The sequence below is a fragment of the Naumannella halotolerans genome (genome assembly GCF_004364645.1).
Classification (GTDB): Bacteria; Actinomycetota; Actinomycetes; order Propionibacteriales; family Propionibacteriaceae; genus Naumannella; species Naumannella halotolerans.
This window is the reverse complement of the sequence record NZ_SOAW01000001.1, coordinates 2192421-2219150: the sequence shown is the minus strand read 5'-3', so window position 1 is coordinate 2219150 and position 26730 is coordinate 2192421. Positions and strand designations below refer to the sequence as shown.

Annotated in this window: 25 protein-coding genes and 4 tRNA genes; 24 read left to right on the top strand and 5 right to left on the bottom strand. The window is 67.3% G+C overall.

The window, feature by feature from the left end; genetic code table 11:
• Window positions 1-67: 67 nt before the first annotated feature.
• A complete protein-coding gene (locus tag CLV29_RS10330; protein ID WP_133754784.1) occupies window positions 68-760 on the bottom strand; it encodes a DUF4190 domain-containing protein in 693 nt (230 codons plus the stop codon).
• 207 nt (window positions 761-967) lie between these two features.
• Here CLV29_RS10330 and CLV29_RS10325 point away from each other — a divergent pair.
• Window positions 968-1049, top strand: a tRNA-Tyr gene (locus tag CLV29_RS10325).
• Between the two features lie 127 nt (window positions 1050-1176).
• Here the strand turns inward: CLV29_RS10325 and cls are convergent.
• Window positions 1177-2655: a cardiolipin synthase gene (cls, locus tag CLV29_RS10320; RefSeq protein WP_133754783.1), complete on the bottom strand. Its 1479-nt coding sequence runs from the start codon at window positions 2653-2655 to the stop codon at window positions 1177-1179.
• A gap of 180 nt (window positions 2656-2835) precedes the next feature.
• On the opposite strand from cls, the gene CLV29_RS10315 reads away from it, so the two are divergent.
• The 3 genes from CLV29_RS10315 to rpmG all read left to right on the top strand — a co-directional run bounded on the left by CLV29_RS10315 (window position 2836) and on the right by rpmG (window position 3225).
• Window positions 2836-2908: transfer RNA gene (locus tag CLV29_RS10315), tRNA-Thr, on the top strand.
• Window positions 2909-2938: 30 nt separating this feature from the next.
• Window positions 2939-3012, top strand: a tRNA-Met gene (locus CLV29_RS10310).
• 45 nt (window positions 3013-3057) lie between these two features.
• On the top strand, window positions 3058-3225 hold the full coding sequence (rpmG, locus tag CLV29_RS10305) for a 50S ribosomal protein L33 (RefSeq protein ID WP_133754782.1): 168 nt from the start codon (window positions 3058-3060) through the stop codon (window positions 3223-3225).
• Between the two features lie 157 nt (window positions 3226-3382).
• Here rpmG and CLV29_RS10300 read toward each other — a convergent pair whose 3' ends face one another.
• Complete coding sequence (locus CLV29_RS10300) at window positions 3383-3586, bottom strand: hypothetical protein (protein ID WP_133754781.1); 204 nt, start codon at window positions 3584-3586, stop codon at window positions 3383-3385.
• 136 nt (window positions 3587-3722) lie between these two features.
• Window positions 3723-4601: an alpha/beta fold hydrolase gene (locus CLV29_RS10295; protein WP_133754780.1), complete on the bottom strand. Its 879-nt coding sequence runs from the start codon at window positions 4599-4601 to the stop codon at window positions 3723-3725.
• A 213-nt stretch (window positions 4602-4814) separates the two neighbouring features.
• Here CLV29_RS10295 and CLV29_RS16210 point away from each other — a divergent pair, with 213 nt between their 5' ends.
• Genes CLV29_RS16210 through treZ form a run of 4 tightly spaced genes read left to right on the top strand, consistent with a single transcriptional unit; the run spans window position 4815 to window position 8470 of the window.
• Window positions 4815-5291: an FAS1-like dehydratase domain-containing protein gene (locus CLV29_RS16210; RefSeq protein ID WP_166649209.1), complete on the top strand. Its 477-nt coding sequence runs from the start codon at window positions 4815-4817 to the stop codon at window positions 5289-5291.
• Window positions 5288-5698, top strand: coding sequence for a MaoC/PaaZ C-terminal domain-containing protein (locus CLV29_RS10285; protein ID WP_133754778.1), 411 nt, complete (start codon window positions 5288-5290; stop codon window positions 5696-5698). The genes CLV29_RS16210 and CLV29_RS10285 overlap by 4 nt, the downstream gene beginning before the upstream one ends.
• Window positions 5691-6713, top strand: a complete 1023-nt coding sequence (locus CLV29_RS10280) for a UDP-N-acetylmuramate dehydrogenase (RefSeq protein WP_243831829.1) — start codon at window positions 5691-5693, stop codon at window positions 6711-6713. Before CLV29_RS10285 ends, CLV29_RS10280 begins: the two co-directional genes overlap by 8 nt.
• A 2-nt stretch (window positions 6714-6715) precedes the next feature.
• Window positions 6716-8470: a malto-oligosyltrehalose trehalohydrolase gene (gene treZ, locus CLV29_RS10275; protein WP_133754776.1), complete on the top strand. Its 1755-nt coding sequence runs from the start codon at window positions 6716-6718 to the stop codon at window positions 8468-8470.
• Here the strand turns inward: treZ and CLV29_RS10270 are convergent.
• Window positions 8463-9941, bottom strand: a complete 1479-nt coding sequence (locus tag CLV29_RS10270) for a long-chain-fatty-acid--CoA ligase (protein ID WP_133754775.1) — start codon at window positions 9939-9941, stop codon at window positions 8463-8465. The two genes, treZ and CLV29_RS10270, sit on opposite strands and share 8 nt — an antisense overlap.
• Window positions 9942-10039: 98 nt before the next feature.
• Between CLV29_RS10270 and CLV29_RS10265 the strand changes: the two genes are divergently transcribed.
• The 16 genes from CLV29_RS10265 (at window position 10040) to rplL (ending at window position 26535) form a co-directional block, all read left to right on the top strand.
• The gene (locus CLV29_RS10265) at window positions 10040-11293 is read left to right on the top strand and encodes an aspartate aminotransferase type Ic (protein ID WP_133754774.1); all 1254 of its coding nucleotides are present in this window, start codon (window positions 10040-10042) and stop codon (window positions 11291-11293) included.
• Between the two features lie 131 nt (window positions 11294-11424).
• Window positions 11425-12054 carry an Arc family DNA-binding protein gene (locus tag CLV29_RS10260; RefSeq protein WP_133754773.1) on the top strand — a complete coding sequence of 210 codons (630 nt, stop codon included), beginning with the start codon at window positions 11425-11427 and terminating at the stop codon, window positions 12052-12054.
• Between the two features lie 262 nt (window positions 12055-12316).
• A tRNA-Trp gene (locus tag CLV29_RS10255) sits at window positions 12317-12389 on the top strand.
• A gap of 108 nt (window positions 12390-12497) precedes the next feature.
• A complete protein-coding gene (gene secE, locus CLV29_RS16870) occupies window positions 12498-12953 on the top strand; it encodes a preprotein translocase subunit SecE (RefSeq protein WP_243831828.1) in 456 nt (151 codons plus the stop codon).
• A complete protein-coding gene (gene nusG / locus CLV29_RS10245; RefSeq protein ID WP_133754772.1) occupies window positions 12953-13834 on the top strand; it encodes a transcription termination/antitermination protein NusG in 882 nt (293 codons plus the stop codon). The genes secE and nusG overlap by 1 nt, the downstream gene beginning before the upstream one ends.
• An 88-nt stretch (window positions 13835-13922) precedes the next feature.
• On the top strand, window positions 13923-14354 hold the full coding sequence (rplK, locus tag CLV29_RS10240) for a 50S ribosomal protein L11 (protein WP_133754771.1): 432 nt from the start codon (window positions 13923-13925) through the stop codon (window positions 14352-14354).
• 101 nt (window positions 14355-14455) lie between these two features.
• Window positions 14456-15160 (top strand): 50S ribosomal protein L1, encoded by a 705-nt coding sequence (rplA, locus tag CLV29_RS10235; protein WP_133754770.1) that lies wholly within the window; start codon window positions 14456-14458, stop codon window positions 15158-15160.
• Between the two features lie 227 nt (window positions 15161-15387).
• The gene (locus tag CLV29_RS10230; protein ID WP_133754769.1) at window positions 15388-15891 is read left to right on the top strand and encodes a Dps family protein; all 504 of its coding nucleotides are present in this window, start codon (window positions 15388-15390) and stop codon (window positions 15889-15891) included.
• 145 nt (window positions 15892-16036) lie between these two features.
• Window positions 16037-17089: a zinc-dependent alcohol dehydrogenase gene (locus tag CLV29_RS10225; protein WP_133754768.1), complete on the top strand. Its 1053-nt coding sequence runs from the start codon at window positions 16037-16039 to the stop codon at window positions 17087-17089.
• A 364-nt stretch (window positions 17090-17453) separates the two neighbouring features.
• Window positions 17454-19124: a potassium-transporting ATPase subunit KdpA gene (gene kdpA, locus CLV29_RS10220; protein WP_133754767.1), complete on the top strand. Its 1671-nt coding sequence runs from the start codon at window positions 17454-17456 to the stop codon at window positions 19122-19124.
• Window positions 19125-19128: 4 nt separating this feature from the next.
• Window positions 19129-21303 (top strand): potassium-transporting ATPase subunit KdpB, encoded by a 2175-nt coding sequence (kdpB, locus tag CLV29_RS10215; RefSeq protein ID WP_133754766.1) that lies wholly within the window; start codon window positions 19129-19131, stop codon window positions 21301-21303.
• A gap of 24 nt (window positions 21304-21327) precedes the next feature.
• Window positions 21328-21939 (top strand): potassium-transporting ATPase subunit KdpC, encoded by a 612-nt coding sequence (gene kdpC, locus CLV29_RS10210; RefSeq protein WP_133754765.1) that lies wholly within the window; start codon window positions 21328-21330, stop codon window positions 21937-21939.
• Window position 21940: 1 nt separating this feature from the next.
• Window positions 21941-24496, top strand: coding sequence for a DUF4118 domain-containing protein (locus CLV29_RS10205; protein WP_133754764.1), 2556 nt, complete (start codon window positions 21941-21943; stop codon window positions 24494-24496).
• Window positions 24496-25194 (top strand): response regulator, encoded by a 699-nt coding sequence (locus CLV29_RS10200; protein WP_133755165.1) that lies wholly within the window; start codon window positions 24496-24498, stop codon window positions 25192-25194. The genes CLV29_RS10205 and CLV29_RS10200 overlap by 1 nt, the downstream gene beginning before the upstream one ends.
• A 244-nt stretch (window positions 25195-25438) precedes the next feature.
• Entirely contained in the window at window positions 25439-26056 is a 618-nt protein-coding gene (gene rplJ, locus CLV29_RS10195; RefSeq protein WP_133754763.1) for a 50S ribosomal protein L10, read from the top strand.
• An 86-nt stretch (window positions 26057-26142) separates the two neighbouring features.
• Window positions 26143-26535, top strand: coding sequence for a 50S ribosomal protein L7/L12 (gene rplL, locus CLV29_RS10190; RefSeq protein ID WP_133754762.1), 393 nt, complete (start codon window positions 26143-26145; stop codon window positions 26533-26535).
• Window positions 26536-26730: the final 195 nt, after the last annotated feature.

The following is a 26730-nucleotide window of genomic DNA, read 5'->3' as shown; positions in this document are numbered from 1 at the left end:
TCGATGAACGGACCGCGGTGACGGTCCGGGCGTGGCGAACACCTTAGTCCGCTGGACGGATCGCGGTTCAGACCGAAGAGCCGATGGCGAGCGCGATCACCACGATGTAGATCGCAACGATGGCGGCGAAGAAGGCGCCGAAGAGGTAGCTGACGATCAGACCGGCCACGGCGAGTCCGTGGCCCTGTTCGCCGGTACGGGCGATCTGCCGCAGTGCCAGGTGTCCGGTGATGATGCCGACGATCCAGGAGATCCCGACCACGAACGAGCCGAGCCCGCAGCACAGGGAGACGATCGCCAAGGCATTGGTGGGGCGCGGGGCGAGGTAGGGGTACGGCGCAGCGGGCTGGACGAGGTCGGGCTGGTAGGACTGGCCGTAGCCGTGGTCGCCGTAGTTCGAGGGCTGTCCGTAACCGTCCGGCTCGGCGTAACCGCTCGCCCCGTAACCCGAGTCGGAGTACCCGCTCGATGGTTGTCCGTAACCGTCCGGCTCGGCGTAACCGCTCGCCCCGTAACCCGAGTCGGAGTACCCGCTCGATGGTTGTCCGTAGGGATCGTAGAAAGCGAAGGCTTGATCGGCCGGCACGCTGCCGTACCCGGAGCTGTCGGACCCGTAACCCTGGGTGTCGTGGCCGTACCCGGCTTGGTCGTAGCCGCCCTGACCGTAAGCGCTCTGCCCATATTCGGCCGGGCCCTGTCCGGAGGCACCCCAGTTCGTCGGTTCGTGGGAATCGGGGCGGGAGAAGTTCGGGCCGGACATCGTGCTCCTCGGTCGTGGTCGACGGTTCGGTCGGGCGGGGCACGCTGTGCCCGCGGTCGCGATGCCCGTGAATCAGCGGCAGTCTATCGGTGGACGCAGCGGTCGACGCCACGGTTCCGCCCCGCCCACCTCGAGCTGATGGCCGGTACCGATTGGTCTGCGATCGGTCCTTCTTGCTATCCTCCTTGGCGGTCCGCTGAGGACCACGGCAGGTTGCCCGAGCGGCCAAAGGGAGCGGTCTGTAAAACCGTCGGCATCGCCTACGTTGGTTCGAATCCAACACCTGCCACCCGCAGAATGCGGCCCTGACTGCCCGAGCAGTCAGGGCCGCTTCGCGTTCGGCCCGCAGGCAGCGGCAGGCTCGGCCGGGGCGGAATCGGCGGTCGTACCCGTCGGATGGAGCGTGGCACCATTTCTCATTGCAGCGCCGAGGTGATCCGCAACGCATTGTCCAGATAGCGCTCGTGCCAGGGGCGTTGGCGCCATTCCTCCAAGGTGATCTCCTTCGACCGCGCCCGGTAGTCGGCCACGATGTCGTCGAGCTGATCGGTGAACTCGTCGCCGAGACCGAGCAGCATGATCTCGTAGTCGAGGGCGAACGAACGCATGTCCATGTTCGACGACCCGATCAGGCCCAGGTGTCGGTCGACGGTCACGAGCTTGGTGTGCAGCACCGCCGGCTTCGGGTACAGATGAATCCGTACCCCGGCCTCCAACAGACCTTGGTAGTACGAACGCTGGGCGTGGTGGACCATGAACTGGTCGGCCTGCTCGGAGGCGAACAGCTCGACGACCACACCGCGGTAGCTGGCGGTGGTGATGGCGGCGAGCAGCGATTCGTCGGGAACGAAGTACGGGCTGACGATCGCCACATGGCGCTGCGCCATGTACAGCATCGAGGTGAACTGTCGCAGGTTCGGTTCGGTCGGAAAACCGGGGCCGGACGGTACGAGCTGCATCGGCACCTCCGGACCCTCGAGGGTGACATCGGGGCGGGTGGCCAGGGCATCGGAGTAGTCGGCGTCGACATCGAAGACCTCCTCGCCCGATTCGGTCAGCCAGTCGGTGGCGAAGACCGCGTCGAGGGACTGCACGATCTCCCCGGTGACCTCGATGTTCGTGTCCACCCAGTGCCGCCCGGCCCGCCGGTTCTTCGGCATCAGGTAGCTGGAGTCGATCATGTTCTGGCTGCCCATGAACCCGACCACCCCGTCGACCACCACCAGCTTGCGGTGGTTGCGCAGGTCCGGTCGGCGCCAGCGTCCCCGCAGCAGGTCGATCGGCATCATCTCGTAGAACTCGATGCCGGCCTCGTCCATCCGCCGCTTCATCGCCCGGCGGCCCGGGTACTTGTGGGAACCGATCTGGTCGAACAGTACCCGCACCTTGACCCCGCGTCGGACCGCCTCGGCGAGTGCGTCGAACATCGGCTCGGTGGTCTTGTCCAGGGCCAGGATGTAGATCTCCAGGTTCACATACGTCCGTGCCTTGCCGATCGCCTCGGTGATCGCACGGATCGACTCGTCGTAACCGGCGTGCAGGCCCTGGATGTGCCCGGGAACGCAGGGCATCGAGGTCAGCTCGCGGTTCAGCTGCACCAGCCGGGCGAACCCGGAGGTCGTTGGCAACTGCTCGGGCACCAGCGGGTGATCGCCGACGTAGTCCTCGATAGCCTTGTTCGCCGCCTGCTGCAACCGGTGGCGACGCCCGTGCACGAAAGGGGACCCGATCAGCGCGAACAGCAGGAAGCCGGCAGCGGGCACGATCAGGATCAACAACAACCAGGCCGTGCCCGAACTCGGGCGACGGTTCTCCGGCACGGTCCCGATGGCGATGAAACGCAGGATGTACTCGAAGACGAGGAACGCCAGCGCGATCACTGCCTCCGGCGACATGGGCGTCTCCTTCGTACCGTTCGTCCCGCAGCGGTCGGTGCGGGTAGCCTGTCCCCGGATGGTATCCGCAGCGGGTGATTCCGACCCGGCAGGTCGCGGCCATCGGCGGGCGAGGAGCGGATTGGAAATATCTGCGAAGGTACGTGTATCCTCGACCGTCGGCACGAGGGTTTGTGTCGCGCCCCTATAGCTCAGTAGGCAGAGCGTCTCCATGGTAAGGAGAAGGTCAGCAGTTCGATTCTGCTTGGGGGCTCTGAGAAGTGGCCAGGCGTGCCGCTTCCCTGGCGAGGTAGCTCAGTTGGTGAGAGCGCACGACTCATAATCGTGAGGTCGCGGGTTCGAATCCCGCTCTCGCTACTCCTCACTCGCCACACCACGTACCAGACCCGAAGGAATACCGACATGGCCAAGGCATCGGACGTCCGGCCGAAGATCACCCTCGCCTGCACCGAGTGCAAGGAGCGGAACTACATCACCAAGAAGAACCGGCGCAACGACCCGGATCGTCTGGAGTTGAAGAAGTACTGCTTCCGCTGCAACGACCACACCGCGCACCGCGAGACCCGCTGATCCCAGCGCCGCGGAAAGCCGCCCGGTTCTCGACCGGGCGGCTTTTGTCATGCCCGGGCTGAGCAGAATCTGCCACTCGATCGCCGAACGACCCGGTTGCGGGCTGGATCGGTCATCGAGTGGCGAAATCTGCTCACTTGTCTGTCGAGCCGAGGGCTCAGCGGCGGTCCTTGCGCTGGGCGCGGTACTGCTCGCGGATTGCCCGGAACCGGAAACCGAGACCGGTGGCGGCGAGGACGACGGCGATCATGATGCAGACCATCGGTGCGGAGTTGCCCGGCGGGAAGTTCGCGGCCAGCACCGACAACAGCGCCAGGCTGAACATCAGCAACGCCATCATCGATGACCGAGAAGTGCTCATGGGCCCGATTGTAGGGGCCGGGCACCGAAGGAGGGTGTGACGACCCGGGCCGTGCGGAGGTCTCGGAAGCCTCGTTCAGGTGTTGAGCCGGGGATCCGGAAGCCCCGGCTCGGGTGTTGATCCGCGAACCCCCGGTTCAGGTGTCGAGCCGGTGCAGGAACCGGTTGGCGGCGGCCGCGAACCGGACCGGAGCCTCCAACTGGGCCCAATGGCCGCAATCGGGCACGACCAGCAGTTCGGCGTCGGGCATCCGCCGGGCCGCCTCGCGAGAGCCCGCCAGCGGCACCAAACGGTCCTCGGCGCCGTGGAAGAACAAGGTCGGCACGGTGATCCGCTGCACCTGCGGCAGCAGGTCGTTGGTCATCGCCCGCCAACCGAGGGTGGCCTGGTTGTAGCGCAGGTAGCCCAGGCCTCCTCGTGGCGCGCGGGCTTCGGCGACGAACTCGGCCACGACCTCGTCGGGCAGTCGATCCGGGGCGTGCACCATCGCCCGCAATGCCTGGCCGACGAACCGGTTGGCCAGTGCGGTCGCGGGCAGCAACAGCAGATCGGGTAGGCATGCCGTGGCCTTCGCCGCGGCCTGGACCAACCGGTTGCGCAGCACCGGGATCAGACCGCCGGGTGCGATCAGGATCAGTCCCGCGCACAGTTCGCGATCTCGCAGCGCCAGGTTCAGGGCGACATCACCGCCCATGCTGACACCGGCCACCGCGACCCGGTCGAATCCACTGGCCCGGATGGCCTCGGCGACCAGGTCGGCCATGGCCACCGGGCCACCCACGGGCGCAACGTCGCTGGAACCGCCGAATCCGGGGAGGTCGAAGGCCAGCACCTGCCGGTCGATACCGAAGTCGACGAATGCGTGGAACCAGGAGATGGCGGAGTTGTCGGCGCCGCCGCCGTGGATCAGCACCAGCGGCAGCCGACCATCGGGATGGTCGGCGCTCGAACGCAACCGCCGCAGTTCCCGGTGCCCGATCCGTACCGTCGAGGCTTCGGCACCCTCGGGGATCATTCGCTGCCGCTTCCTGTCCGGCGACTGCCCTGCGAGGCCCGGTCGGCGGCTCCATGCGGCGCCGATGGCGCGGCCTGTCCCACGGCTGGCTGTCACGAGAGGGATTCTGCCGTACCGGGTGGGCGGCGCCGCGGTCGTACGGGCGACCCGATCCGCGCCGCCCGGCTTCTCCTGTCGTCATCACCACCGCTGACCGGCCGCTACGGTGGTGCCATGCCGATCTCAGCCGAGCACATCGGGCGGACCTTCCCGCCCGGTGACCCGCAGCTCATCAGCCCCGAGCGGGTGGCCGCCTTCGCCGACGCGCTCGGCGACAGTGACCCGATCTACCGGGGAGCCGACGCCCTCGTCCCGCCCACCTTCGTGATGAGCGCGGCAGCCAGCGCCTGGCAGGCCATGTTCGACGATCCCGAGCTGGAGTTGTCGCTGGCCCGCACGGTGCATGCCGATCAACGATTCCTCTGGCACCGGCCGCTGCGCGCCGGCGACCTGATCACCCCGCAGCTGACGATCACCAACGTCCGCGCGCGGGGCGGCAACGAGACGATCGGCATCCGGGTCTCGATCACCGCTCGCGAGGCCGAGGCCGTCGCCGAGGGCATCGACACCGGGGCCGAGGAGGTCTGTGTGGCCGAATCCACGTTCGTCCACAGCCGACCGGCCGGTGACGACCAGGAGGGTACGGCATGAGTCTCGACCTGTCCGTCGGGGACACCATCGGTCCGCTGACCGTCCCGATCACCCGTACCACCCTGGTCCGGTACGCCGGCGCCTCCGGCGACTTCAACCCGATCCACCATTCCGATCATGCCGCCGCGGAGCTCGGACTGCCCGGGGTGATCGCCCACGGGATGTTGACCATGGCCCTGGCCATGCGTGCGGTGACCACCGAACTCGGCGGACCCCAACGAGTCGTCGGTCAGTACGCCCGCTTCCGTAAACCCGTCCCGGTGCCCGATGACGGGATCGGCACCCAGCTGCAGGTGAGCGGTGAGGTGGCCGAGGTCGCCGATGGGGTGGCCAAGATCAAGTTGGAGGCCACCTGCAACGGCGAGAAGGTGCTCGGGCAGGCAGCGGTCGAGGTGCGCGTTGACTGAGTTGGCGGAGCTGACCACCTTCCGGGTCGGTGGACCGGCCCGGGAGTTCGTCACCGCCACCGACGAAGATCAACTGATCAGGACCGTCGCTGCGGCCGACGATGCCGGTACACCGGTGCTGCTGATCGGCGGTGGGTCGAATCTGCTGATCGGCGACCGCGGCTTCGACGGGCTGGCGATCCGGATCGCCACCACCGGAGACACCTCCGAGGTCGATAGCTGCTCCGGGGCGATGGTCACCGTCGCCGCCGGCGAGAGCTGGGACGCCTTCGTCGCCCGTACCGTGGATCGTGGATGGTCGGGGCTGGAGGCGCTGTCGGGCATCCCGGGTTCGGCCGGGGCGACACCGATCCAGAACGTCGGGGCCTATGGCGCCGAAGTGGCCCAGACCATCGCCCGGGTCCGGACCTATGACCGACAGCAGAAGAAGATCACGACCTTCACCGGGGCCGAGTGCGACTTCAGCTACCGCCACAGCCGGTTCAAGGCCCACCCCGGTCGGTGGGTGGTCCTCAGCGTCACCTTCCAGTTGCCGCTGGGCGAGCTGTCGGCCCCGGTGCGCTATCGCGAACTGGCCGACAGGCTCGGGGTCGAGATCGGGTGCCGTGCCCCGGCGCCGGCGGTCCGTACCGCAGTGCTGGCGCTCCGCGGCGGCAAGGGAATGGTCCTGGACGCCGATGATCATGACACCTGGAGTGCCGGATCCTTCTTCACCAACCCGATCGTGGAGGCTTCGGTCGCTGCGAGCCTGCCGGATTCGGCGCCGCGGTTCCCGCAGACCGACGGGCGGGTCAAGCTGAGCGCCGCCTGGCTGATCCAGAACGCCGGCTTCGACAAGGGGTACGGCAACAGCGCCGCATCGCTGTCGACCAAACATGTACTGGCACTGACCAACCGTGGCAACGCCGCCGCCAAGGATCTGCTCGACCTCGCCCGCCAGGTGCGGGCCGGGGTGGAGGACCGGTGGGGAATCCGCCTGGTCAATGAACCCGTGATCATCGGCGAGGAGCTGTGAGCATGATCAGTTACGACGTCTGGGCACCCGCGGCCGACCGCGTCCGGCTGCTGGCCGATGGACAGCTCTACGCCATGGAACGCACCGACGACGGCTGGTGGCATCCACTCGACCTGCCGACCGAGCTGTACCGGCCCGACATCGACTACGGCTACCTGCTGGGCGACGATGATCATCCGCTGCCGGATCCACGGAGCCGACGTCAGCCGCACGGTGTGCACGCCCTGTCGCGGACCGTCGACCTGACGGCACTGCGCACCGAGAGCGACTGGACCGGCCGGCAGCTCGCCGGCTCGGTGATCTATGAGTTGCACATCGGGACGTTCACCGAGGCCGGCACCTTGGACGCGGCGATCGGGAAGCTAGATCATCTGGTCTCCCTGGGCATCGACTTCGTCGAACCGATGCCGGTCAACGCCTTCAACGGCGACCACGGCTGGGGCTATGACGGTGTCGCCTGGTACGCGGTGCACGAGGCCTATGGGGGACCTGAGGCGTACCGCCGCTTCGTCGACGCCTGCCACGCCCGCGGACTCGGCGTGATCCAGGACGTCGTCTACAACCATCTCGGACCCAGCGGCAACTACCTGCCGCGCTTCGGCCCGTACCTGATCGAGGAGGCGCAGACCCCGTGGGGGAGTCAGCTCAACCTCGACGGTCCCGAATCCGATGAGGTACGTCGCTACATCATCGACAATGCCCTGGGCTGGTTCGACGACTACGGCGTCGACGGGCTGCGGCTGGACGCGGTCCACGCCCTGGTCGACCACCGGGCCAAACACCTGCTGGCCGAACTGGCCGAACGTACCGATCGGCTGTCGGCCCACCTGCGACGCCCGCTCACCCTGATCGCCGAATCCGATCGCAACGACCCGCTCACCATCACCTCCCGCGAGGCCGGTGGTCTCGGTCTGGCCGGGCAGTGGAGCGACGACTTCCACCATGCGCTGGTCACCAATCTGAGCGGCGACACCTCCGGCTACTTCGCCGACTTCGCCGGACTGGGTTCGCTGGCCAAGGTGATCGACCAGGGGTTCTTCCACGACGGCGGATACTCCGGGTTCCGCAAGCGACACCACGGTCAGCCGATCAACACCGCCCTGGTACCGGCGAACCGGCTCGTGATCTGCGCGGCGAACCATGATCAGATCGGGAACCGGGCCTCCGGTGACCGGCCCCGGACGCGACTCGATCAGCGCCAACTGGTGATCGCCGCGGTGATCACCGTGTTGGCCAACCAGACGCCGATGATCTTCGCCGGGGAGGAATGGGGTGCCTCGACGCCCTTCGCCTACTTCACCTCACATCCCGAGACCGAACTGGGTGAGGCGGTCAGTCGCGGCCGCATCGGCGAGTTCGAGGCGATGGGCTGGGATCTGTCGGTGATTCCCGATCCGCAACAGCGCTCGACCTTCGAGAACTCGAAGCTGGACTGGGCCGAACCCGGTGCGGGTGAGTTCGCCGAGTTGTTGGCGGTGCACACCGAGTTGCTGGCGATCCGGCGCCGCTACAGCGCCATCACCGATCCGGCATTCACCGCCTCCGAGGTCGACTTCGATGCCGAGGCAGGCTGGTTGCGGATCCGCCGCGGGAACATGGTGATCGCGGTCAACTTCGGTGAGCTGACCACACTGGTGCCCGGGGGGACCGAGGGCGGGTACGACGATGCCGAACTGATCTTCGCCCATGGTGACGTCGAGGTGGCCGAATCGCTGGCCCTCGGCCCCCACTCCAGTGCGGTGCTTCTGCTCAGTTGATCGAGATCTCCCGCTTCAGGATCTTTCCGGTCGGTCCCTTCGGCAGTCCGCCGAAGCGGACGATCCGCGGGAACTTGTAGGCCGCCACCCGCTCCTTGACGTAGTCGACGATCTCCTCCTCGGTCGCCGCCGACCCCTCGCGCAGGGTGACCATGGCCGCGACCTCCTCGCCGTGCACCGGATGGGGTACGCCCACCACCGCGGCCTCGACCACGTCCGGATGGGTGTACAGCACCTCCTCGACCTCCCGCGGGTAGACGTTGTACCCGTTGCGGATGATCATGTCCTTCTTCCGGTCGACGATGAAGATGAAGCCGTCGGCATCGCGTCGGGCCAGGTCACCGGTGTGGAACCAACCGCCGCGCATCGCCACCTCGGTGGCCTCGGGCTTGTTCCAGTACCCCTTCATCACGTTCTCACCGCGGATCGTGATCTCACCGATCTCGCCTTCGGGTACGTCGTTGTCCTGTTCGTCGACCAGGCGTACCTCCACCCCGGAGATCTCCCAGCCGATGGAACCCGGTTTGGAGGGCTTGCTGAACTGATTGAAGGTCGCGACCGGAGCGGTCTCGGACAGGCCGTACCCCTCCAGCACCGGGAACTTCAGCACCTGCTCGACCTTGGTCAGGGTCTCCACCGGAATGGCCGCGCCACCCGATGCCGCGACCCGCACCGACGAGGCGTCGAACTCGACCTTCTCCGCGGCGGCGAGCAGGGCGATGTACATCGTCGGAACGCCCTCGAAGACGGTCACCTTGTCCTCGGCGATGATCCGCAGCGCCTCGACCGGGTCGAACTTGGGCAACAGGTCCAGGGTCGCCCCGGCGGCGACGGACAGGTTCATCGCGCAGGTCTGGCCGAAGACGTGGAACAACGGCAGGCCGCCGAAGATCACGTCCTCCGAGGTCGCCTGCAACACCTCGATCATGGTCACGGTGTTCGAGCGGATGTTGTTGTGAGTGAGTTCGGCACCCTTCGGCTGGCCGGTGGTGCCGGAGGTGTAGAGCAGCACCGCGGTGTCGTCACCGTCACGGTCGACGACCTCGGTGATCGGCTCGGCCCCGGCGATCGTGGCGTCGAACTCACCGGGAGTGGCCACGATCACCGGCACACCGGTGAGCTCGCCGGCCTTCGACGACTCCTCGGCGACCGGGCTGAGTGCCACCGCCACCTTCGGGGTGGCGTCGTTCCATAGATACTCGATCTCACCGGACTTCAGCAGCGGGTTCTGCGGCAGCACCACCGCCCCCAGTTTCAGTGCCGCGTAGTAGACGATCGGGAAGTAGGCCACATTCGGCATGATCAGCGCCACCCGATCACCGACCCCCACGCCGGCGTCGGCGAGCAGCCGGGCACAGCGGCTGACAGCTGAATCGAGGACCTGGTAGGTCAGCACCAGATCCCCCTGTTTGATGGCCGGCGCATCAGCGCGTGCGGCGGCCTGTTCCGACACCCATGTCGCAATGTTCATGGCGTCAGCCTAGCCGTCTGTCGAACGCTCGCTCAGCAGTCCGTCCCGGGTGGCATCTCCGGTACGTCCGGCCGGGCCGCCAGCGATAGCATCGGGCCATGCCAACTTTGTCGGAGATGTCGGATGCCGAGCGCGCACAGTTCCGTACCGAGGCCGAAACCGCCTATGCAGAACTGCAACAGGCCGGCCTGAAACTCGACCTCACCCGGGGCAAGCCGGCGGCCAGCCAACTGGACCTGTCCAATGCCCTGCTCGAACTGCCCGGCGGCAAGGGGATCGCCGACGACGGCACCGACACCCGCAACTACGGCGGCCAGCTCGGGCTGCTCGAACTGCGGGCGATCTTCGCCGAACTGCTCGGCGTCGAGGTCGACCAGCTGATCGCCCAGGACAATGCAAGCCTGGCCCTGATGCACGACCTGGTCGTCCAGGGGATCCTCTACGGCTTCGGCGGCAACCCCCCGTGGGCGGGCCAGAAGGTGAAGTTCCTCTGCCCGGTCCCCGGGTACGACCGGCACTTCGCGATCTGTGAACACCTCGGCATCGAGATGGTCCCGGTCGAGCTCGGTCCGCACGGCCCCGATCTGGATCAGGTACGGGAACTGGCCGCCGACCCGAGCGTCAAGGGCCTGTGGGCGGTGCCGATGTATGCCAACCCCAGCGGCGCGATCTACGACGAAGCCACCACCAGGGCCCTGGTGGAGATGCCGGCGGCGCCGGACTTCCGGATCTTCTGGGACAACGCCTACGCCTTCCATCACCTGACCGCCGATGAGCACCCGCCGCTGGACGTGTTGGGGATGGCCGCCGCCGCGGGCAATCCTGACCGGGTGCTGATCTTCGCCTCCACCTCCAAGATCACCTTCGCCGGTGCCGGTGTCTCCTTCCTCGCCTCCTCGAAGGCCAATCTGACCGAGTACCTGAGCCATGTGGCGGTCCGCTCGATCGGGCCGGACAAGGTCAACCACCTGCGCCATGCCCAGTTCTTCGGTGACGCCGAGGGGGTACGCACGCTGATGCGGCAGCATCGCGACCAGCTGGCGCCGAAGTTCGCGCTGGTCGACGAGATCCTCACCCGTCGGCTGCGGCCGGTCGGCGTGGGGGAGTGGGAGGCGCCCGAGGGCGGCTACTTCATCAACCTCGCGGTGCCCGACGGTACGGCCACCCGGGTGGTCGAGTTGGCCAAGGCCGCCGGGGTCGCGCTGACCCCGGCCGGTGCGGCGTACCCGTACCGCAAGGACCCGCGGGACCGGCACATCCGGATCGCGCCGAGCTTCCCGCAGCTGCCGGAACTGGAACAGGCCATCGAGGGCCTGGCCACCTGTGTGCTGCTGGCGGCCTCCGAGCGCTGAGGTCGCGGGCGGGCCGCTTCGCCGTTTGATCGTGCGTTGGGGGAGCGCTGGACGCGGTTCAGATTCATATGACAGCAAAATGACATCATCAACCCCTTGAGTGACGCCATCAATGGTGTCACTATGGTGTCATGAAGATGTCAACATACACACAGAAGGTCCGTGCGGGTCTGGCCGATGCCGCCGCACTGGCAGACGATCCCACCCAGCAGGTGGCAGACAAGTTGGCGACCGCGGTTGATTCCTCGACCCGGTTGGCCATCATCAGCGCTCTCGGCGACGCCGCCGAGGAGATCAACGCACAACTCGGGGCCGGGACGGTCCGGTTGTCGTTGAACGGCGAGGAGCCGGCCTTCGAGGTGACCGCACCGGTCGAGGTCGACGCTGATTTCGAGACCTACGATCCCGAGGCGGCCGACTCCGAGGAGGGCGCCGAGTTCGACTATGCCGACGACGAGCCGCAGGCCCGGGTCAGTCTCCGGCTGCCGCAGTCGGTGAAGGGCAAGGTGGACGAGGCCGCCTCCGCCGAGGGGGTCTCGGTCAACACCTGGTTGCTGCAGCGCATCCTGCTGTCCCTGGCCTGGGGGCGACGCGGTGGCCGCGGCCGTGGACCGCGTGGTCCACGTGGCCCCTTCGGTCCCGGATTCATGCCGCCGATGCCGCCCGGTGGGCCCGGGCGCCCCGGCTTCGGTCCCGAGGAGTGGGGGCGTGGACCCGGGCGCGACCACTGGCGTGAACGCGGTCCCCGCGGTGAACGTTGACCCCTTTCGGCCCCGGGTTCGCCGACGAGCGACGTACCGTTCGGTGAGTGACCCCGAAGGCGACCCGGGCGGTCGGAACGGCGGGTGACCGCGCGGTTCCGATCGGCCTCACCCGGCGGGTAGGCTCGGATGCCGAGATGGTTCGCGAGGCAGCAGGACGGGCTCCGGTCGGTTCGACCAATTCGCGATCACCGCGTACACTCGTCGTCTTGGTGGGGAAGCACCATCATTCGGCGTGTCCGGGCGATGACTTCACCATCGGACGGGAATAGCTCAATTGGCAGAGCATCGGTCTCCAAAACCGAAGGTTGGGGGTTCAAGTCCCTCTTCCCGTGCGAATCCTCCGGCCCGGCGGCAGGCGCTCCGACATGGCGGAGCCCTGACTGACCGGGCCGGAGGCATGAGAACGGCAACAGCACTCGACGCAGGACGAAGGAACTCAGGTGGCAGACGACAAGCGGAAGGATCCGGACGAGCCGGACACCGACGCCGTCGCGGCGGATGACTCCGTCACCGACGCCGACGCCACGTCCGATCCCGCGACCGAGCCCGAGGCGAGCGAGGAATCGGCCTCGGAGGAGGCCGTCCCCGCCACCCGTACCCGGGCGACCATGCCGAAGCGCAAGGCCGATCTGGTCGAGGAGGAGGACGAGCCGGCCCGTGGAGTGCTCACCAAGAAGCGCGATCGCAAGCCGAAGGTGGACCGGGAGTCCGAACGGACCGGGCCGCTGACCTTCGTCAAGCAGTGCATCGATGAGCTCCGCAAGGTCGTCTGGCCGACCGGCGACCAGTGGCGGCAGTACTTCGTCGTCGTGCTGGTCTTCGTCGTGGTGATGATCGCCTTCGCCAGCCTGCTGGACCTGGGCTTCGGCGCACTGATGCTGAGGCTGTTCGGCTGATGAACGACAACGAAAGGGATGCAGTGGCCGACGAGTTCGAGCCCGACAACACGGCAACCGAGCCGGAGATCGACCTCGGCCCGACCGACGACACCAATGACGACCTCACCAGTGAGGGCGATTTCGAGATCGATCTCGGTCCGTTCGACGCCGAGTCGGAGGACACCGGGATCGACCTCGGTACCGACAATGCCGGCGGCGAGCCGGAGGTCGACCTGAGTCTGGACGACGAGGCCGAGGAAGAAGATTCCGCCGAAGCCGACGATGCGGCCGAGAAGGCGCTCGCCGAGCTGCGCGAGGAACTGGCCTCGAAGTTCGGCGACTGGTACGTCGTGCACACCTACTCCGGGATGGAGAACCGGGTTCAGCAGAACCTGGAGAACCGTGCCACCTCGCTGAACATGGAGGACTACATCTTCGAGGTGCGGGTCCCCACCGAGGAGGTCACCGAGATCCGCAACGGTGCCAAGAAGACGGTCAAGCGGACCGTTCTGCCCGGCTACGTGCTGGTCCGGATGGACCTGACCGATGAGTCCTGGGCAGCGGTACGGCACACGCCGTCGGTCACCGGTTTCGTCGGTCACGCGACCTCGCCGGTGCCGCTCAGCCTCGAAGAGGTCGAGAAGATGCTCGCCCCGTCGGTGATCGCGGCCGCCACGGCCGGCTCCGAGGGTGGCAAGCAGAAGAAGAAGCAGAAGAAGATCGAGGTCGCCGACTACACCGAGGGTGACTCGGTGATGGTGATCGACGGTCCGTTCGCCGGTGTCCATGCCACGATCACCGAGATCAACGCCAACAGCCAACGGTTGAAGGCGCTGGTGGAGATCCTCGGACGCGAGACCCCGGTCGATCTGTCGTTCAGCGAGATCGAGAAGGTCTGAGCGACCCAAGGAATTGCCGGATCCTTTCCGGCACCTCCCGGGCCACATCCCGGGAACCATCAACACACAGCAACAAGGAAACGCGAAAATGCCTCCGAAGAAGAAAGTTGCGGCCCTGGTCAAGGTCGCACTGAACGCGGGTTCGGCAACCCCGGCCCCGCCCGTGGGTACCGCTCTGGGCCCGCACGGCGTCAACATCATGGAGTTCTGCAAGGCCTACAACGCCCAGACAGAGAACCAGCGCGGTCAGGTGATCCCGGTCGAGATCACCATCTACGAGGACCGCTCGTTCAGCTTCATCACCAAGACCCCGCCGGCCGCCGAGCTGATCAAGAAGGCAGCCGGTCTGTCCAAGGGATCGTCGGTGCCGCACAAGGAGAAGGTCGGCAAGCTGACCAAGGACCAGGTGCGTGAGATCGCCAACACCAAATTGCCCGACCTCAACGCCAATGACGTCGAGGGCGCAATGAAGATCGTCGAGGGCACCGCCCGTTCCATGGGCGTGACCGTCGAGGGCTGAAACCCAGCCACATCGAGCATCACGTGAGGCGCACGGCGCCGAACGAATCAACCGTGGAAGAGCCAGGCGCGGCTCGCACCACACACTGGAGAGGAACCAGGATGACCAAGCGCAGCAAGGCCTACAAGGCCGCAGAAGAGAAGATGAGTGTCGACGAGCTGTTGGCACCGAGCACCGCGATCGCGCAGGTGAAGGAGAACAGCTCGGCCAAGTTCGACGAGACCCTGGATGTGGCCATGCGTCTCGGCGTCGATCCCCGTAAGGCCGACCAGATGGTCCGCGGCACGGTGAACCTGCCGCACGGAACCGGCAAGACCGCCAAGGTGCTGGTCTTCGCCACCGGCGACAAGGCCGCCGCGGCCGAGGCCGCCGGTGCCGACGAGGTCGGTTCGGACGAACTGGTGGCGAAGGTGGCCGACGGCTACCTGGACTTCGACGCGGTCGTTGCGACCCCGGACATGATGGGCAAGATCGGCCGGCTCGGCCGGGTGCTCGGCCCGCGTGGTCTGATGCCGAACCCGAAGACCGGCACCGTCACCATGGATGTGGCCAAGGCCGTCTCCGACATCAAGGGTGGCAAGATCGAGTTCCGGGTCGACCGGCACTCGAACCTGCACTTCATCATCGGCAAGGCCTCCTTCACCCCCGAGCAGCTCGAGGGCAACTACTTCGCCGCGCTCGAAGAGGTCCTGCGGTTGAAGCCGTCGGCATCGAAGGGCCGGTACATCCGGAAGATCACCGTGTCCTCGACCATGGGTCCCGGTGTGCAGATCGATCCCTCGCGTACCAAGCCCGAAGGCGCCTGAGCCCAGGCATCTGCAGACAATTCGGCGTCCCCGGCACCTGGTGCCGGGGACGCCGTCTTTTTCGTTGCTGGTGAGGGTGCACAGTTCCCTGCCGGTGAGGCGAGGCTTAGGAAGGAACGCCGTACCTGCCTGTTTTTTGGAATAGATCCAGATTAGGATCGGTTGTACCGAATGACAGCAGGCGTGAACAGCCCGCACGTCACAGACATCTTTGAGAGGAGACCAGCATGACCCAGTCACCAGTCGTTCCGGCCCAGCAGGCAGCTGCCGAGGCATTCCAGGCAACCACGGACATGCAGCAGAACCTGCAGCGGATCCTCGTCGATCTGATCGACCTGGCTCTGGTCGGCAAGCAGGCCCACTGGAACATCGTCGGCCCGAACTTCCGCGATCTGCACCTGCAGCTCGATGAGGTCGTCGCGGCCGCCCAGGGCTTCGTCGACGAGGTTGCCGAGCGGATGCGTGCGCTCGACGTCGTCCCCGACGGTCGCGCCGTCACCGTCGCCCAGACCAGTGAGCTCGCCGAGTTCCCGAACGGCGAGGTCCTGACCACCGACGCGGTCGACCGCATCACCAGCGCGCTCTACACCGTCGCCGCTGCCACCCGTCAGGTGCACGACGCCGTCGACGCCGAGGACCCGACCACTGCCGATCTGCTGCACTCGATCATCGAGCGCATCGAGCAGCTGGCCTGGATGGTGGGCGCGGAGAACCGTACCCCCAAGGCCTGACCGGCCCCAGGGGTTCTTGGGTGCATCGCCCAGGGCCCCGGACCCTCGACCGTCGTCGGCGGGTCTCGTTCTCACATCGGCCATCCCGTTCGCGGGGTGGCCGATGAGCGTTTCCGGGCCATCGGTGCAGCCCTAGACTGTGCCCGTGAGTTCACATGATCAACAACCGGTGGGTGTGCTGCAGGCCTTCGTACCCGCTCTGGACGCCGTCACCGTACGGCAGGTGGCACCGCCCGAGCCGGCCCCGGACGAAGTCGTGGTCCGAATGCTGCTGACCGGTATCTGCGGTTCCGACACCCACGCGATCGCCGGCCACCATCCCCTGCTCAAACCTCCCTACGTACCCGGCCACGAAGCGATCGGTCTGGTGGAGACCTGCGGTACGCAGGTGAGCGGCCTGCAGACCGGGCAGCGGGTCGTGCTGAAGCCCAATGTCGTCTGCGGCCATTGCGTGAACTGCCTTGCCGGACGCAGCAACGCCTGCGTCGAACTCGCCTGGATCGGCTGCGACCCGAGCGGGCAGCACCCCGGTGCGATGGCCGACCTCTTCCTGGCTCCGGCCAGGAATCTGTACCCCGTGCCGGAGGGGATCAGTGATCATCAGGCAGCACTGGTCGAATGTCTGGCCACCCCGGTTCATGCGGTACGGATCGCCGGCGACCTGACCGATGCGACGGTGGTCATCCTCGGGGGTGGCACGATCGGTGTACTCACCCTGCTGGCCGCGCGGAAGGCCGGTGCCAGGGCCGTGGTGATCACCGACCTCGACCCGGTCAAACGCGAACGGGCGGTACGACTGGGTGCCGCCGCCGGGCTGGACGCCGCCGACCCCGCACTACCGGCCCAGGTCACCGAAGCGCTCGGTGGTCGCGCCGATGTCTTGTTCGACTGCGTCGCCGCCGAGGGCTCGGCCCGGCAGTGGACCGCCCTGGTCCGTCGGGCGGCGACCGTGGTGCTGGTGGGCGTACCGGCCCGGGACTATGTCGTACCCACCGTGCAATTGCAGGACTGGGAACTGCGGCTGCAGGGCTCGGCGAGCTACACCGAGGCCGACTTCGAGACCGCGCTCTCACTCGGTGGCGAGATCCCCGCCGAGGAGATCGTGACCGATGTGCTCGACCTGACCGAGGCGGCCTCCGCCTTCAGCAGGGCGATCGCGCCGGGTGTGGGGAAGGTGCTGGTCAGCGCCCGCAGCTGACGCGCCGGACTCCGCGGGACGGACTCGGCCGGGGCCGCGTCGGTGAGCCGTAAGGAACCCGCCGCGGCCCGTATGGATCCCGTTAGGGCACTCGCCGTGCCCCGGCCCCGGCGAGTTCGATGGTCAATGCGCCGATGCCGGCGCCCGGACGGTGCTCGCGCACCACCCCGGTGACCTCGATCCTGGAGTTCGACGTTGTTCGACATCATCTACGTGCTCGGAACGCTCACCCTCTTCGCGCTGTTCGGTGCCCTCGGCAAGGCGGTCGAGAAGCTGTGATCATCATCGACATCGTCGCCGCGGGCCTCGGCTTCTGTGCGCTGATCCTGCTGCTGCTCGCGGTGCTTCGTCCGGAGTGGTTCTGATGGATGCACTGTTCGTCCTCGCCGCTGCCGCGACGCTCGTCATCGTCCTCGCCCTGTGTCACCGTCCGTTCGGTGACTACATGGCCCTGGTCTACTCCTCACCCAGGGATCTGGCCGTCGAACGCGGCCTCTACCGGTTGATCGGTGTCGACCCCAGGTCGGAGCAGACCTGGCCGGCCTATCTGCGGTCGCTGCTGCTGTTCTCGCTGGTCGGCATGCTCGGCCTCTACGCCCTGCTGCGGGTGCAGGCCTGGCTGCCGTTCTCCCTGGGCGCCGAAGGACAGGATCCGGCGCTCGCGTTCAACACCGCCGCCTCCTTCGTCGCCAACACGAACTGGCAGTCCTACTCGGGGGAGACACTCGGCTACACCGTGCAGTTCGTCGGACTTGCGGTGCAGAACTTCGTCTCCGCCGCCTGCGGGATGGCGGTCGCCATCGCCCTGGTACGCGGGATCGCCCGCAGTCGCAGCACTACGGTCGGGAACTTCTGGGTCGACCTCGTCCGTGGCGTGCTGCGGATCCTGCTGCCGATCGCAACGCTCTCGGCGTTGGTACTGCTGGGGGCCGGGGTGGTGCAGAACTTCAACGGCTGGACCGAGGTGGGCACCCTGGCCGGTGGCACCCAGAGCATCCCCGGTGGACCGGTCGCCTCCCAGGAAGCGATCAAACAGCTGGGAACGAACGGCGGCGGCTTCTACAACGCGAACTCCGCCCACCCGTTCGAGAACCCGACACCGTGGAGCAGTCTGTTCCAGATCCTGCTGACGCTGCTGATCCCGTTCTCCCTGCCGCGTACCTTCGGCAGACTCGTCGGCGATCGGCGACAGGGGTACGCGGTGCTGGCCATCATGGCCGCGCTGGCGATCCTCTCGCTGACCGCATTGACGATCTTCGAGACCGCTGGCACCGGCACTGCACCGGAGCTCGCCGGTGCTCCGATGGAGGGCAAGGAGCAGCGATTCGGGATTGCGGGCAGCATTCTCTTCGCCACCACCACCACTCTCACCTCCACCGGTGCGGTGAACGCCATGCACGACTCCTTCACCGCCCTGGGTGGGATGATGCCGATGCTGAACATGATGCTCGGCGAGCTCGCTCCCGGTGGCGTCGGGTCGGGGTTGTACGCGATGTTGATCATTGCCATCCTGGCGGTCTTCATCGCCGGTCTGCTGGTCGGCCGTACCCCGGAGTACCTGGGCAAGAAGATCGGACCGAAGGAGATCAAGCTCGTCAGTCTGTACATCTTGATCATGCCCTCGACGGTGCTCGCCGGTGTGGCGCTGAGCTTCGGTGTACCGGCATTGCGCGCAACCGTGGAGAACGAGGCGCTGGCCAATACCGGGCCCCACGGTCTGTCGGAGGTGCTGTACGCCTTCACCTCCGCGGCGAACAACAACGGCTCGGCCTTTGCCGGCCTGACCGCCAGTGGACCTTGGCTGGCGACCGCACTCGGTGTTGCCATCCTGATCGGTCGCTTCGCGCAGATGGCGCTGGTACTCGCGCTGGCCGGTGCGCTCGCCGGGCAGGACAAGGTACCGCCCACCAGCGGCACCCTGCCCACCCACCGACCGCTGTTCATCGGATTGGTGATCGGCGTGACGCTCCTGGTCACCGCGCTGGTCTTCTTCCCCGTACTCGCACTCGGCCCATTGGCCGAGGGATTGGCTTGAGGACATGATCATCGAAACCACCACGGCCCCGGCCGGACCTGCCGACACCGAACGTCGGCCCACCGGAGGGCGCAACGGATTCAGCTTCGCCCAGGTCCGCGCTGCAATACCGGGAGCCTTCCGCAAGCTCGATCCGCGCAGGTTGTGGCGCAACCCGGTGATGTTCATCGTCTGGCTGGGTGCGGTGTTGATCACCGTGCTGGCCATCGCCGAGGCGATCGGTGACGGGCCACAACGATCCGCCGGGGCAGTGATCCCGGCCTCCTTCACAGCGATCATGGCCGCGTGGTTGTGGCTCACGGTGCTGTTCGCCAACCTGGCCGAGGCGATGGCCGAGGGCCGGGGGAAGGCGCAGGCCGCCAGCCTGCGGGAGACCCGGACCCGGACCAGCGCCTTCCGGGTGGAGGACTACGATCCGGTGACCGACCCGGGCGCGACCACCGCGACGCTCACCGAGATCTCCTCGGTCGACCTGCGGCCGGACGACCTGGTCGTGGTCGAAGCCGGGCAGTCGATCCCCGGTGACGGTGACATCGTGCATGGCATCGCCTCGGTCGACGAGTCGGCGATCACCGGCGAATCGGCACCCGTGGTCCGCGAATCCGGGGGCGATCGCAGCGCGGTGACCGGTGGTACGCGGGTCCTGTCCGACCGGATCGTGGTTCGCATCACGTCCCGGCCGGGGGAGACCTTCGTGGACCGGATGATCTCCCTGGTCGAGGGGGCAACCCGGCAGAAGACACCGAACGAGGTGGCTCTCACGGTCTTGTTGGCCTCGCTGTCGATCGTCTTCGTGATGGTCGTGCTGACGCTCAACCCGATCGCGGCCTACCCGGCCGAGCCGGTCAGCCTGGCAGTTCTGGTCGCCTTGCTGGTCTGTCTGATCCCGACCACCATCGGTGCCTTGCTGTCGGCCATCGGGATCGCCGGCATGGACCGGCTGGTGCAGCACAATGTGCTCGCCATGTCCGGCCGGGCGGTCGAGGCTGCCGGTGACATCACGACCCTGCTGCTGGACAAGACCGGCACCATCACCCACGGCAATCGCCGGGCCAGTGAGTTCGTACCGATCGACGGTGTGTCGGTGATCGAACTCGCCCGAACCGCTGCACTGGCCTCGGTCGCCGATCCCACCCCGGAAGGGAGTTCGGTGGTCGAGCTCGCCAGGAAGCTGGGGATCGAGGTCGGGGCTGCCGATGGGGACGCCCGAACCGGCACCGAGGTCGTCCCCTTCACCGCACAGACCAGGATGTCGGGTCTGGACCTGTCCGACGCCAGCATGATCCGCAAGGGCGCCGGCTCCGCCGTCCGGGCCTGGGCCGAGTCGCTGGCCGGACCGTTACCGGATGCGGTGGCGGGTGAGTTGACCGAGCAGACCGATCGGATCGCGAATGCCGGTGGAACACCATTGGTGGTGGCCGAGGCCGACTCCACCGGCGCCCGGGTGCTCGGCGTGATCGCCCTGAAGGATGTGGTGAAGGAGGGCCTGAGCAGCCGGTTCGCAGAACTGCGTTCGATGGGTATCCGCACAGTCATGATCACCGGCGACAATGCCCTGACCGCAGCCGCGATCGCCAAGGAGGCCGGGGTCGACGACCATCTGGCCGAGGCCACCCCGGAGGACAAGCTGGAGCTGATCCGGGCCGAGCAGTCCGGTGGCCGGATGGTCGCCATGACCGGTGACGGGACCAACGACGCGCCTGCCCTGGCCCAGGCCGATGTCGGCGTGGCGATGAACACCGGTACCTCGGCAGCGAAGGAGGCCGGCAACATGGTCGATCTCGACTCCGACCCGACCAAGCTGATCGATGTCGTCCGGATCGGCAAACAGTTGTTGATCACCCGCGGTGCTCTGACCACCTTCTCCATCGCCAACGACGTGGCGAAGTACTTCGCGATCATCCCGGCGATGTTCATGGGCATCTTCCCGGGTCTGGCGGTGCTCAACCTGATGGGGCTGCACTCACCGGCCTCGGCGGTGATGTCGGCAGTGATCTTCAACGCCCTCGTGATCATCGCGCTGATCCCGCTGGCGTTGCGAGGGGTCCGGTACCGGCCGGCCTCGGCCTCGTCGATCCTCGGTCGCAACCTGCTGATCTACGGTCTCGGCGGTGTCGTCACACCGTTCATCGGTATCTGGCTCATCGATCAACTCGTGCGGTTGATCCCGGGATTCTGACAGCTTGCGAAGGAGAACAACCACATGAGTACCTCGACCAGAAGTCTGGGGAGGACGGCCGCCGTCGCCGTCCGGAGCATGATCGTGCTGACCGTACTGGTGATCGCCTACGGGTTGGTGATCACCGCGGTCGGACAACTGCTGTGGAATCACCGGGCCAACGGCTCGATGGTGACCGATGCCTCCGGTGAGGTGGTCGGCTCCGCACTTCTGGGCCAGTCCTTCGCCGACCCGGCCGGCAACCCGCTGCCCGAGTACTTCCAGCCACGCCCCTCGGCTGCCGGGGACGGATACGACGCCACCTCCTCGGCCGGGTCCAATGCCGGGCCGGAGAACCCCGACCTGATCGCCGCCATCGAGCAGCGTCGGGCCGAGGTCGCGGCTTTCAACCGGATCGCACCCGAAGCCGTACCGGCCGACGCCGTGACCGCCTCGGCATCCGGGCTGGACCCCGACATCAGTCCCGCCCATGCCGGGATCCAGGTACGCCGGGTCGCCGAGGCCCGCGGTCTGCCGGTGTCCGAGGTGCAAGACTTGGTGATCGCGCACACGCAGGACCGCGACCTCGGGTTCCTCGGTGAGCCGCGGGTGAACGTGCTGGAGTTGAACATCGCGCTGGATCGGTTGGGAGGCTGAGATGGGTCGGGGGCGGTTGCGGGTGCTGCTCGGGGCCGCCCCCGGCGTCGGCAAGACCTACGCCATGTTGGAGGAGGGCCACCGACTGCAGGACGAGGGCTCCGATGTCGTGGTGGCGATCGTGGAGACCCACGGTCGGAAGGCGACGGCCCGGCTCTGCGAGGGCCTGGAACAGGTACCGAGAACCACCGTCCGGCACCGCGGGGTGGACCTGTCGGAGATGGACACCGAGGCGCTGATCGCCCGCCGTCCCGCGGTGGCGCTGGTCGACGAGTTGGCGCACACCAGGGCACCCGGCTCGGCCGAGGGCAAGCGATGGCAGGACGTCCGACGGATCCTCGACGCCGGCATCGATGTGATCTCGACGTTGAACATCCAGCACATCGAGTCGTTGAACGATGTCGTGGAGCAGATCACCGGGGTTCCGCAACGGGAGACGGTTCCCGATGACTTCCTGCGCCGGGCCGAGCAGATCGAGGTCGTCGACCTGGCTCCCCAGGCACTGCGGGATCGGCTGTCGGCCGGACAGGTGTACCCGGCCGAGCGGATCGATGCGGCCCTGTCGAACTACTTCCGTTTGGGCAACCTGACCGCGCTGCGAGAACTGGCGCTGCTGTGGCTGGCCGACGAGGTCGACTCGGCGCTGGTGAACTATCGCGCCCAACAGGGCATCTCCCAGACCTGGGAGGCGCGCGAGAGGGTGGTGGTGGCACTCACCGGCGGGCCGGAGGGGGAGATCCTGCTGCGCCGCGGCGCGAGGATCGCCGCCCGTTCCGCCGGTGGCCAACTGCTCGCGGTGCATGTGGTCAGCCAGGACGGGTTGCGCTCGGCCGACCCCGCGCTGCTGGCCGCGCAACGATCCCTGGTCGAGCGCCTCGGTGGCAGTTACCACCAGGTGGTCGGTGACGACGTGCCGGAAGCACTGGTCGAGTTCGCCCGCGGTGTCAACGCCACCCAGTTGGTGCTCGGGGCCAGCCGACGTGGACGGCTGGCGACGGCGCTGACCGGGCCGGGGATCGGGGCGACGGTGGTCCGGGAGTCGGGCAACATCGACGTCCACCTGGTCACCCATGCAGCAGCCGCCCGGCCGCTGCGCCTGCCCCGGGCCGGCGGGGCGCTCAGTCGCCGCCGACGTATCGCCGGCTTCTGCCTGTCACTGCTGGCAGGGCCACTGCTGACCATCGCCCTGGTCATCGGACGCTCGGCCACCTCGATCACCAGTGATGTGCTGTTCTACCAATTGCTGGTCGTCGTGGTGGCCCTGGTCGGCGGTCTCTGGCCGGCGGTGTTCACCGCCGTGATGTCCGGGCTGACCCTGAACGTCTTCTTCATCGAGCCGCGGTTCACCGTCGCCATCGCCAGCCCGCAGGGATGGGCAACCCTGCTGCTCTACACCCTGGTCGCCGTCCTGGTCAGCGTGGTCGTCGATCGGGGGGCGCGACAGACCAGGGCAGCCAGGCGGGCGGCGGCGGAGTCGGAGGTGGTGGCCACTGTGGCCGGCAGTGTCCTGCGCGGGCAGGACGCCGTGCAGGCGATCGTCGAACGCACCCGCGAGGTGTTCGGACTGTCGGCGGTCCGGCTCCGCGCACTCGGTCCGTCCCGGACCGGCGGGCCGCTCGAGGCAGGCAGGGCACCGGGTGAGCTGCTGACCGAGTCGGTCGGCGAGGGGGCGAACCCGGCAGGGGGTACGACAACCTCCCGGTTCGAGGTGGGGGAACGGGCCGTGCTGGAGCTGACCGGACCGGATCCGGCCGCCTCGGAGCGGCGGCTGCTGAATGTGCTCATCGCCCAACTCGATGCCGCCCTGGAACACAGCGATCTGGCCGAGACCGCCAGCGAGGTGGCCCCGTTGGCGGCCTCGGAGCGCGTACGCAGTGCCTTGCTGGCCGCACTCGGACACGACCTGCGACGCCCGCTGGCCTCGGCCACCGCCGCGGTCAGCGGGTTACGGATCACCGGGCCGTACCTCACCGAACAGGACCGCCAGGACCTGCTCGAGACCGCCGACGACAGCCTCGGCGCCCTGTCCACCCTGATCAACGATCTGCTGGACGTGAGCAAACTGCAGGCCGGTGCGCTGAGCATCACTCCCGTACCGGTCGATCCGGCCGAGGTGATCGTCTTCACCCTGGACGAGCTCGGGCTCGGTCCCGACGACCTGGAGATCGACCTGGCGCACGGTGAGCGCGAAGTCCTCGCCGACCCGATCCTGTTGCAGAGGGTGCTGGTGAACCTGTTGTTGAACGCACAGCGCTACTCACCCGAGGGCATCGCGGTACGGATCGCCACCAGCACCTTCGCCGACCAGTTGCAGATCAGGGTGATCGATCACGGTCCCGGGGTGCCGGCGGAACGGTTGGCGGGATTGTTCGTACCGTTCCAGCGCGAGGGCGACACCGACAACACCACCGGACTGGGACTCGGGCTGGCGCTGTCGCGAGGATTCGTCGAGGGTATGGGGGGCACGATCGGCCCGGAGGACACCCCCGGCGGTGGGCTGACGATGGTGATCACCCTCGAACTGGCCGGGGCCGGAGAACCGGAGGCGACACGGTGATCAAGGTATTGATCGTCGACGACGATCCGCAGATCCTGCGTGCCCTCCGGATCACCCTGGGCGCGAAGGGGTACGAGGTGATCCTCGCCGCCGACGGTGAGCAGGCCATTGCGGCGGCGATCGATCGCCGTCCGGACCTGATCATGGTCGATCTCGGAATGCCGAAACTCGACGGGATCGCCGTGATCGAGGCGGTACGCGGGTGGTCGAGTGCGCCGATCCTGGTCGTCTCCGGACGCAGCGGTTCGGCGGAGAAGGTGCAGGCCCTGGACGCCGGTGCCGACGACTACGTGACCAAGCCGTTCTCGATCGACGAACTGCTGGCGCGGGTCCGGGCGCTGACCCGGCGGATCGTCCCCGCCGGCGGCAGCGAGCCGATGCTGGTCCTCGGCGAGGTGACGATCGACCTGAGTGCGCGCACCGTGACCCGGGGCAGCGGACCGCAGGAGCGGCCGGTACGGCTCACGCCGACTGAGTGGCAGGTGCTGGAGCTGATGGCCCGGAACCCGGGGAAGCTCATCACCCGGCAGACGATGCTGACCGAGATCTGGGGCAGTGACCATGTCACCGACACCGGTTACCTGCGTCTGTACCTCTCCCAACTGCGCAAGAAGCTCGAACCCGACCCGGCCGCACCGCAGTTCCTGATCACCGAGGCCGGCATGGGATACCGGCTGCAGGTTCCGCCCGCCCGGTGAGCCGTCGGGTGCTCGATTTTGTCCAGCACCGCGGGCCGCGTAAAGTGGGCGCTGCCGAAGACCGCTGGTGTCACGTCCGCGTGACCGAAATTCCGTCAGGAAGCCCGCGCAGGAGAAACGAAGCAGGATCGCCGTTCGATCACGAACCCGATCCGTGACGCCCCGTTGCGCCTGTGCGCCGGGGCTTTTTTGATGCCTTCCAGCCTGTGGTCCTCGGCAACCAGCAATCAAGGAAGGGATACCCATGGCGAGGCCAGACAAGGTAGCCACGGTCAAGGAGCTGACTGCACGGTTCAGCGACTCCGATGCCGTCGTGCTCACCGAGTACCGCGGACTCTCCGTGTCGGCGCTGAAGGAACTTCGGCGCTCGCTCGGTGACGAAGCAACCTACGCCGTGACGAAGAACACGCTGACCCAGCGTGCCGCGAAGGATGCCGGCATCGACGGCCTCGACGACAAGCTCGTCGGGCCGACCGCTGTCGCCTTCATCAACGGTGACGTGGCCACTGTGGCCAAGGGCCTGCGTGATTTCGCCAAGGCAAACCCGCTCCTGGTGCTGAAGGGTGGTGTCATGGACGGCCGCGTCCTTGGCGCCGAGGACGTGACCAAGCTGGCCGACCTGGAGTCGCGCGAGGTTCTGCTCGCCAAGCTCGCAGGTGCCATGAAGGCTTCCATGTCCAATGCCGCAGCCCTGTTCGCCGCCCCGCTCACCGAAGCGGTGCGTACCTTCGCTGCGCTGCAGGCTGCAGCGGAGGAGAACCCGGAGCTGATCGGTGGAGCCGGTACGCCGGCGGCCGAGGCACCCGCAGCGCAGGAGCAGCAGGACTCCCCGGCAGCCGCCGAAGAGCCCGCAGCAGAGTAAGACCCGCAACACCACCACACCAACCGGCTCAATCGGGCCGAACAAGACTTCCGGCACCAGCCGGAGCTGAAGGAAGGAACGCCACCATGGCGAAGCTGAGCAACGAAGAGCTCCTCGATGCTTTCAAGGAGCTCACCCTGATCGAGCTGTCCGAGTTCGTGAAGCAGTTCGAGGAGACCTTCGACGTCAAGGCCGCTGCTCCGGTCGCGGCTGTCGCGGCCCCGGCTGCCGGCGGCGCCGGTGGCGACGCCCCGGCCGAGGAGGAGAAGGACTCCTTCGACGTGATCCTGGATTCCGATGGTGGCAAGAAGATTGCCGTCATCAAGGAGGTCCGTGCGCTGACCAGCCTCGGGCTGAAGGAGGCCAAGGATCTGGTCGAGTCCGCTCCGAAGGCGATCCTCGAAGGCGCCAAGAAGGAAGACGCGGAGAAGGCCAAGGAGGCCCTCGAGGCCGCCGGCGCCAGCGTCACCCTGAAGTGATTGCTGCCCCCGTCAGGGGGTGATCGAAGTACCGCAGGAGGCGGGTCCGGATCTTCCGGTCCCGCCTCCTGTGTGTTCGGCCCGCTGCCGGGGTGGGGGGCGCCGGTGTCATTGGTCACGGTTGGGAATCGGCGCCCGGCCGGTGCTGGCCAAGGGCCGGAGTCTGTGCGAGCATGGCGGTCGCCGGGTGACCCC

What these genes read in the sequence shown, in the direction of transcription:
- CLV29_RS10330 (WP_133754784.1), bottom strand. Translation starts at nt 760, where the DNA reads ATGTCCGGCCCGAACTTCTCCCGCCCCGATTCCCACGAACCGACGAAC.
- cls (WP_133754783.1), bottom strand. Translation starts at nt 2,655, where the DNA reads ATGTCGCCGGAGGCAGTGATCGCGCTGGCGTTCCTCGTCTTCGAGTAC.
- rpmG (WP_133754782.1), top strand. Translation starts at nt 3,058, where the DNA reads ATGGCCAAGGCATCGGACGTCCGGCCGAAGATCACCCTCGCCTGCACC.
- CLV29_RS10300 (WP_133754781.1), bottom strand. Translation starts at nt 3,586, where the DNA reads ATGAGCACTTCTCGGTCATCGATGATGGCGTTGCTGATGTTCAGCCTG.
- CLV29_RS10295 (WP_133754780.1), bottom strand. Translation starts at nt 4,601, where the DNA reads ATGATCCCCGAGGGTGCCGAAGCCTCGACGGTACGGATCGGGCACCGG.
- CLV29_RS16210 (WP_166649209.1), top strand. Translation starts at nt 4,815, where the DNA reads ATGCCGATCTCAGCCGAGCACATCGGGCGGACCTTCCCGCCCGGTGAC.
- CLV29_RS10285 (WP_133754778.1), top strand. Translation starts at nt 5,288, where the DNA reads ATGAGTCTCGACCTGTCCGTCGGGGACACCATCGGTCCGCTGACCGTC.
- treZ (WP_133754776.1), top strand. Translation starts at nt 6,716, where the DNA reads ATGATCAGTTACGACGTCTGGGCACCCGCGGCCGACCGCGTCCGGCTG.
- CLV29_RS10270 (WP_133754775.1), bottom strand. Translation starts at nt 9,941, where the DNA reads ATGAACATTGCGACATGGGTGTCGGAACAGGCCGCCGCACGCGCTGAT.
- CLV29_RS10265 (WP_133754774.1), top strand. Translation starts at nt 10,040, where the DNA reads ATGCCAACTTTGTCGGAGATGTCGGATGCCGAGCGCGCACAGTTCCGT.
- CLV29_RS10260 (WP_133754773.1), top strand. Translation starts at nt 11,425, where the DNA reads ATGAAGATGTCAACATACACACAGAAGGTCCGTGCGGGTCTGGCCGAT.
- nusG (WP_133754772.1), top strand. Translation starts at nt 12,953, where the DNA reads ATGAACGACAACGAAAGGGATGCAGTGGCCGACGAGTTCGAGCCCGAC.
- rplK (WP_133754771.1), top strand. Translation starts at nt 13,923, where the DNA reads ATGCCTCCGAAGAAGAAAGTTGCGGCCCTGGTCAAGGTCGCACTGAAC.
- rplA (WP_133754770.1), top strand. Translation starts at nt 14,456, where the DNA reads ATGACCAAGCGCAGCAAGGCCTACAAGGCCGCAGAAGAGAAGATGAGT.
- CLV29_RS10230 (WP_133754769.1), top strand. Translation starts at nt 15,388, where the DNA reads ATGACCCAGTCACCAGTCGTTCCGGCCCAGCAGGCAGCTGCCGAGGCA.
- kdpA (WP_133754767.1), top strand. Translation starts at nt 17,454, where the DNA reads ATGGATGCACTGTTCGTCCTCGCCGCTGCCGCGACGCTCGTCATCGTC.
- kdpB (WP_133754766.1), top strand. Translation starts at nt 19,129, where the DNA reads ATGATCATCGAAACCACCACGGCCCCGGCCGGACCTGCCGACACCGAA.
- kdpC (WP_133754765.1), top strand. Translation starts at nt 21,328, where the DNA reads ATGAGTACCTCGACCAGAAGTCTGGGGAGGACGGCCGCCGTCGCCGTC.
- CLV29_RS10205 (WP_133754764.1), top strand. Translation starts at nt 21,941, where the DNA reads ATGGGTCGGGGGCGGTTGCGGGTGCTGCTCGGGGCCGCCCCCGGCGTC.
- rplJ (WP_133754763.1), top strand. Translation starts at nt 25,439, where the DNA reads ATGGCGAGGCCAGACAAGGTAGCCACGGTCAAGGAGCTGACTGCACGG.
- rplL (WP_133754762.1), top strand. Translation starts at nt 26,143, where the DNA reads ATGGCGAAGCTGAGCAACGAAGAGCTCCTCGATGCTTTCAAGGAGCTC.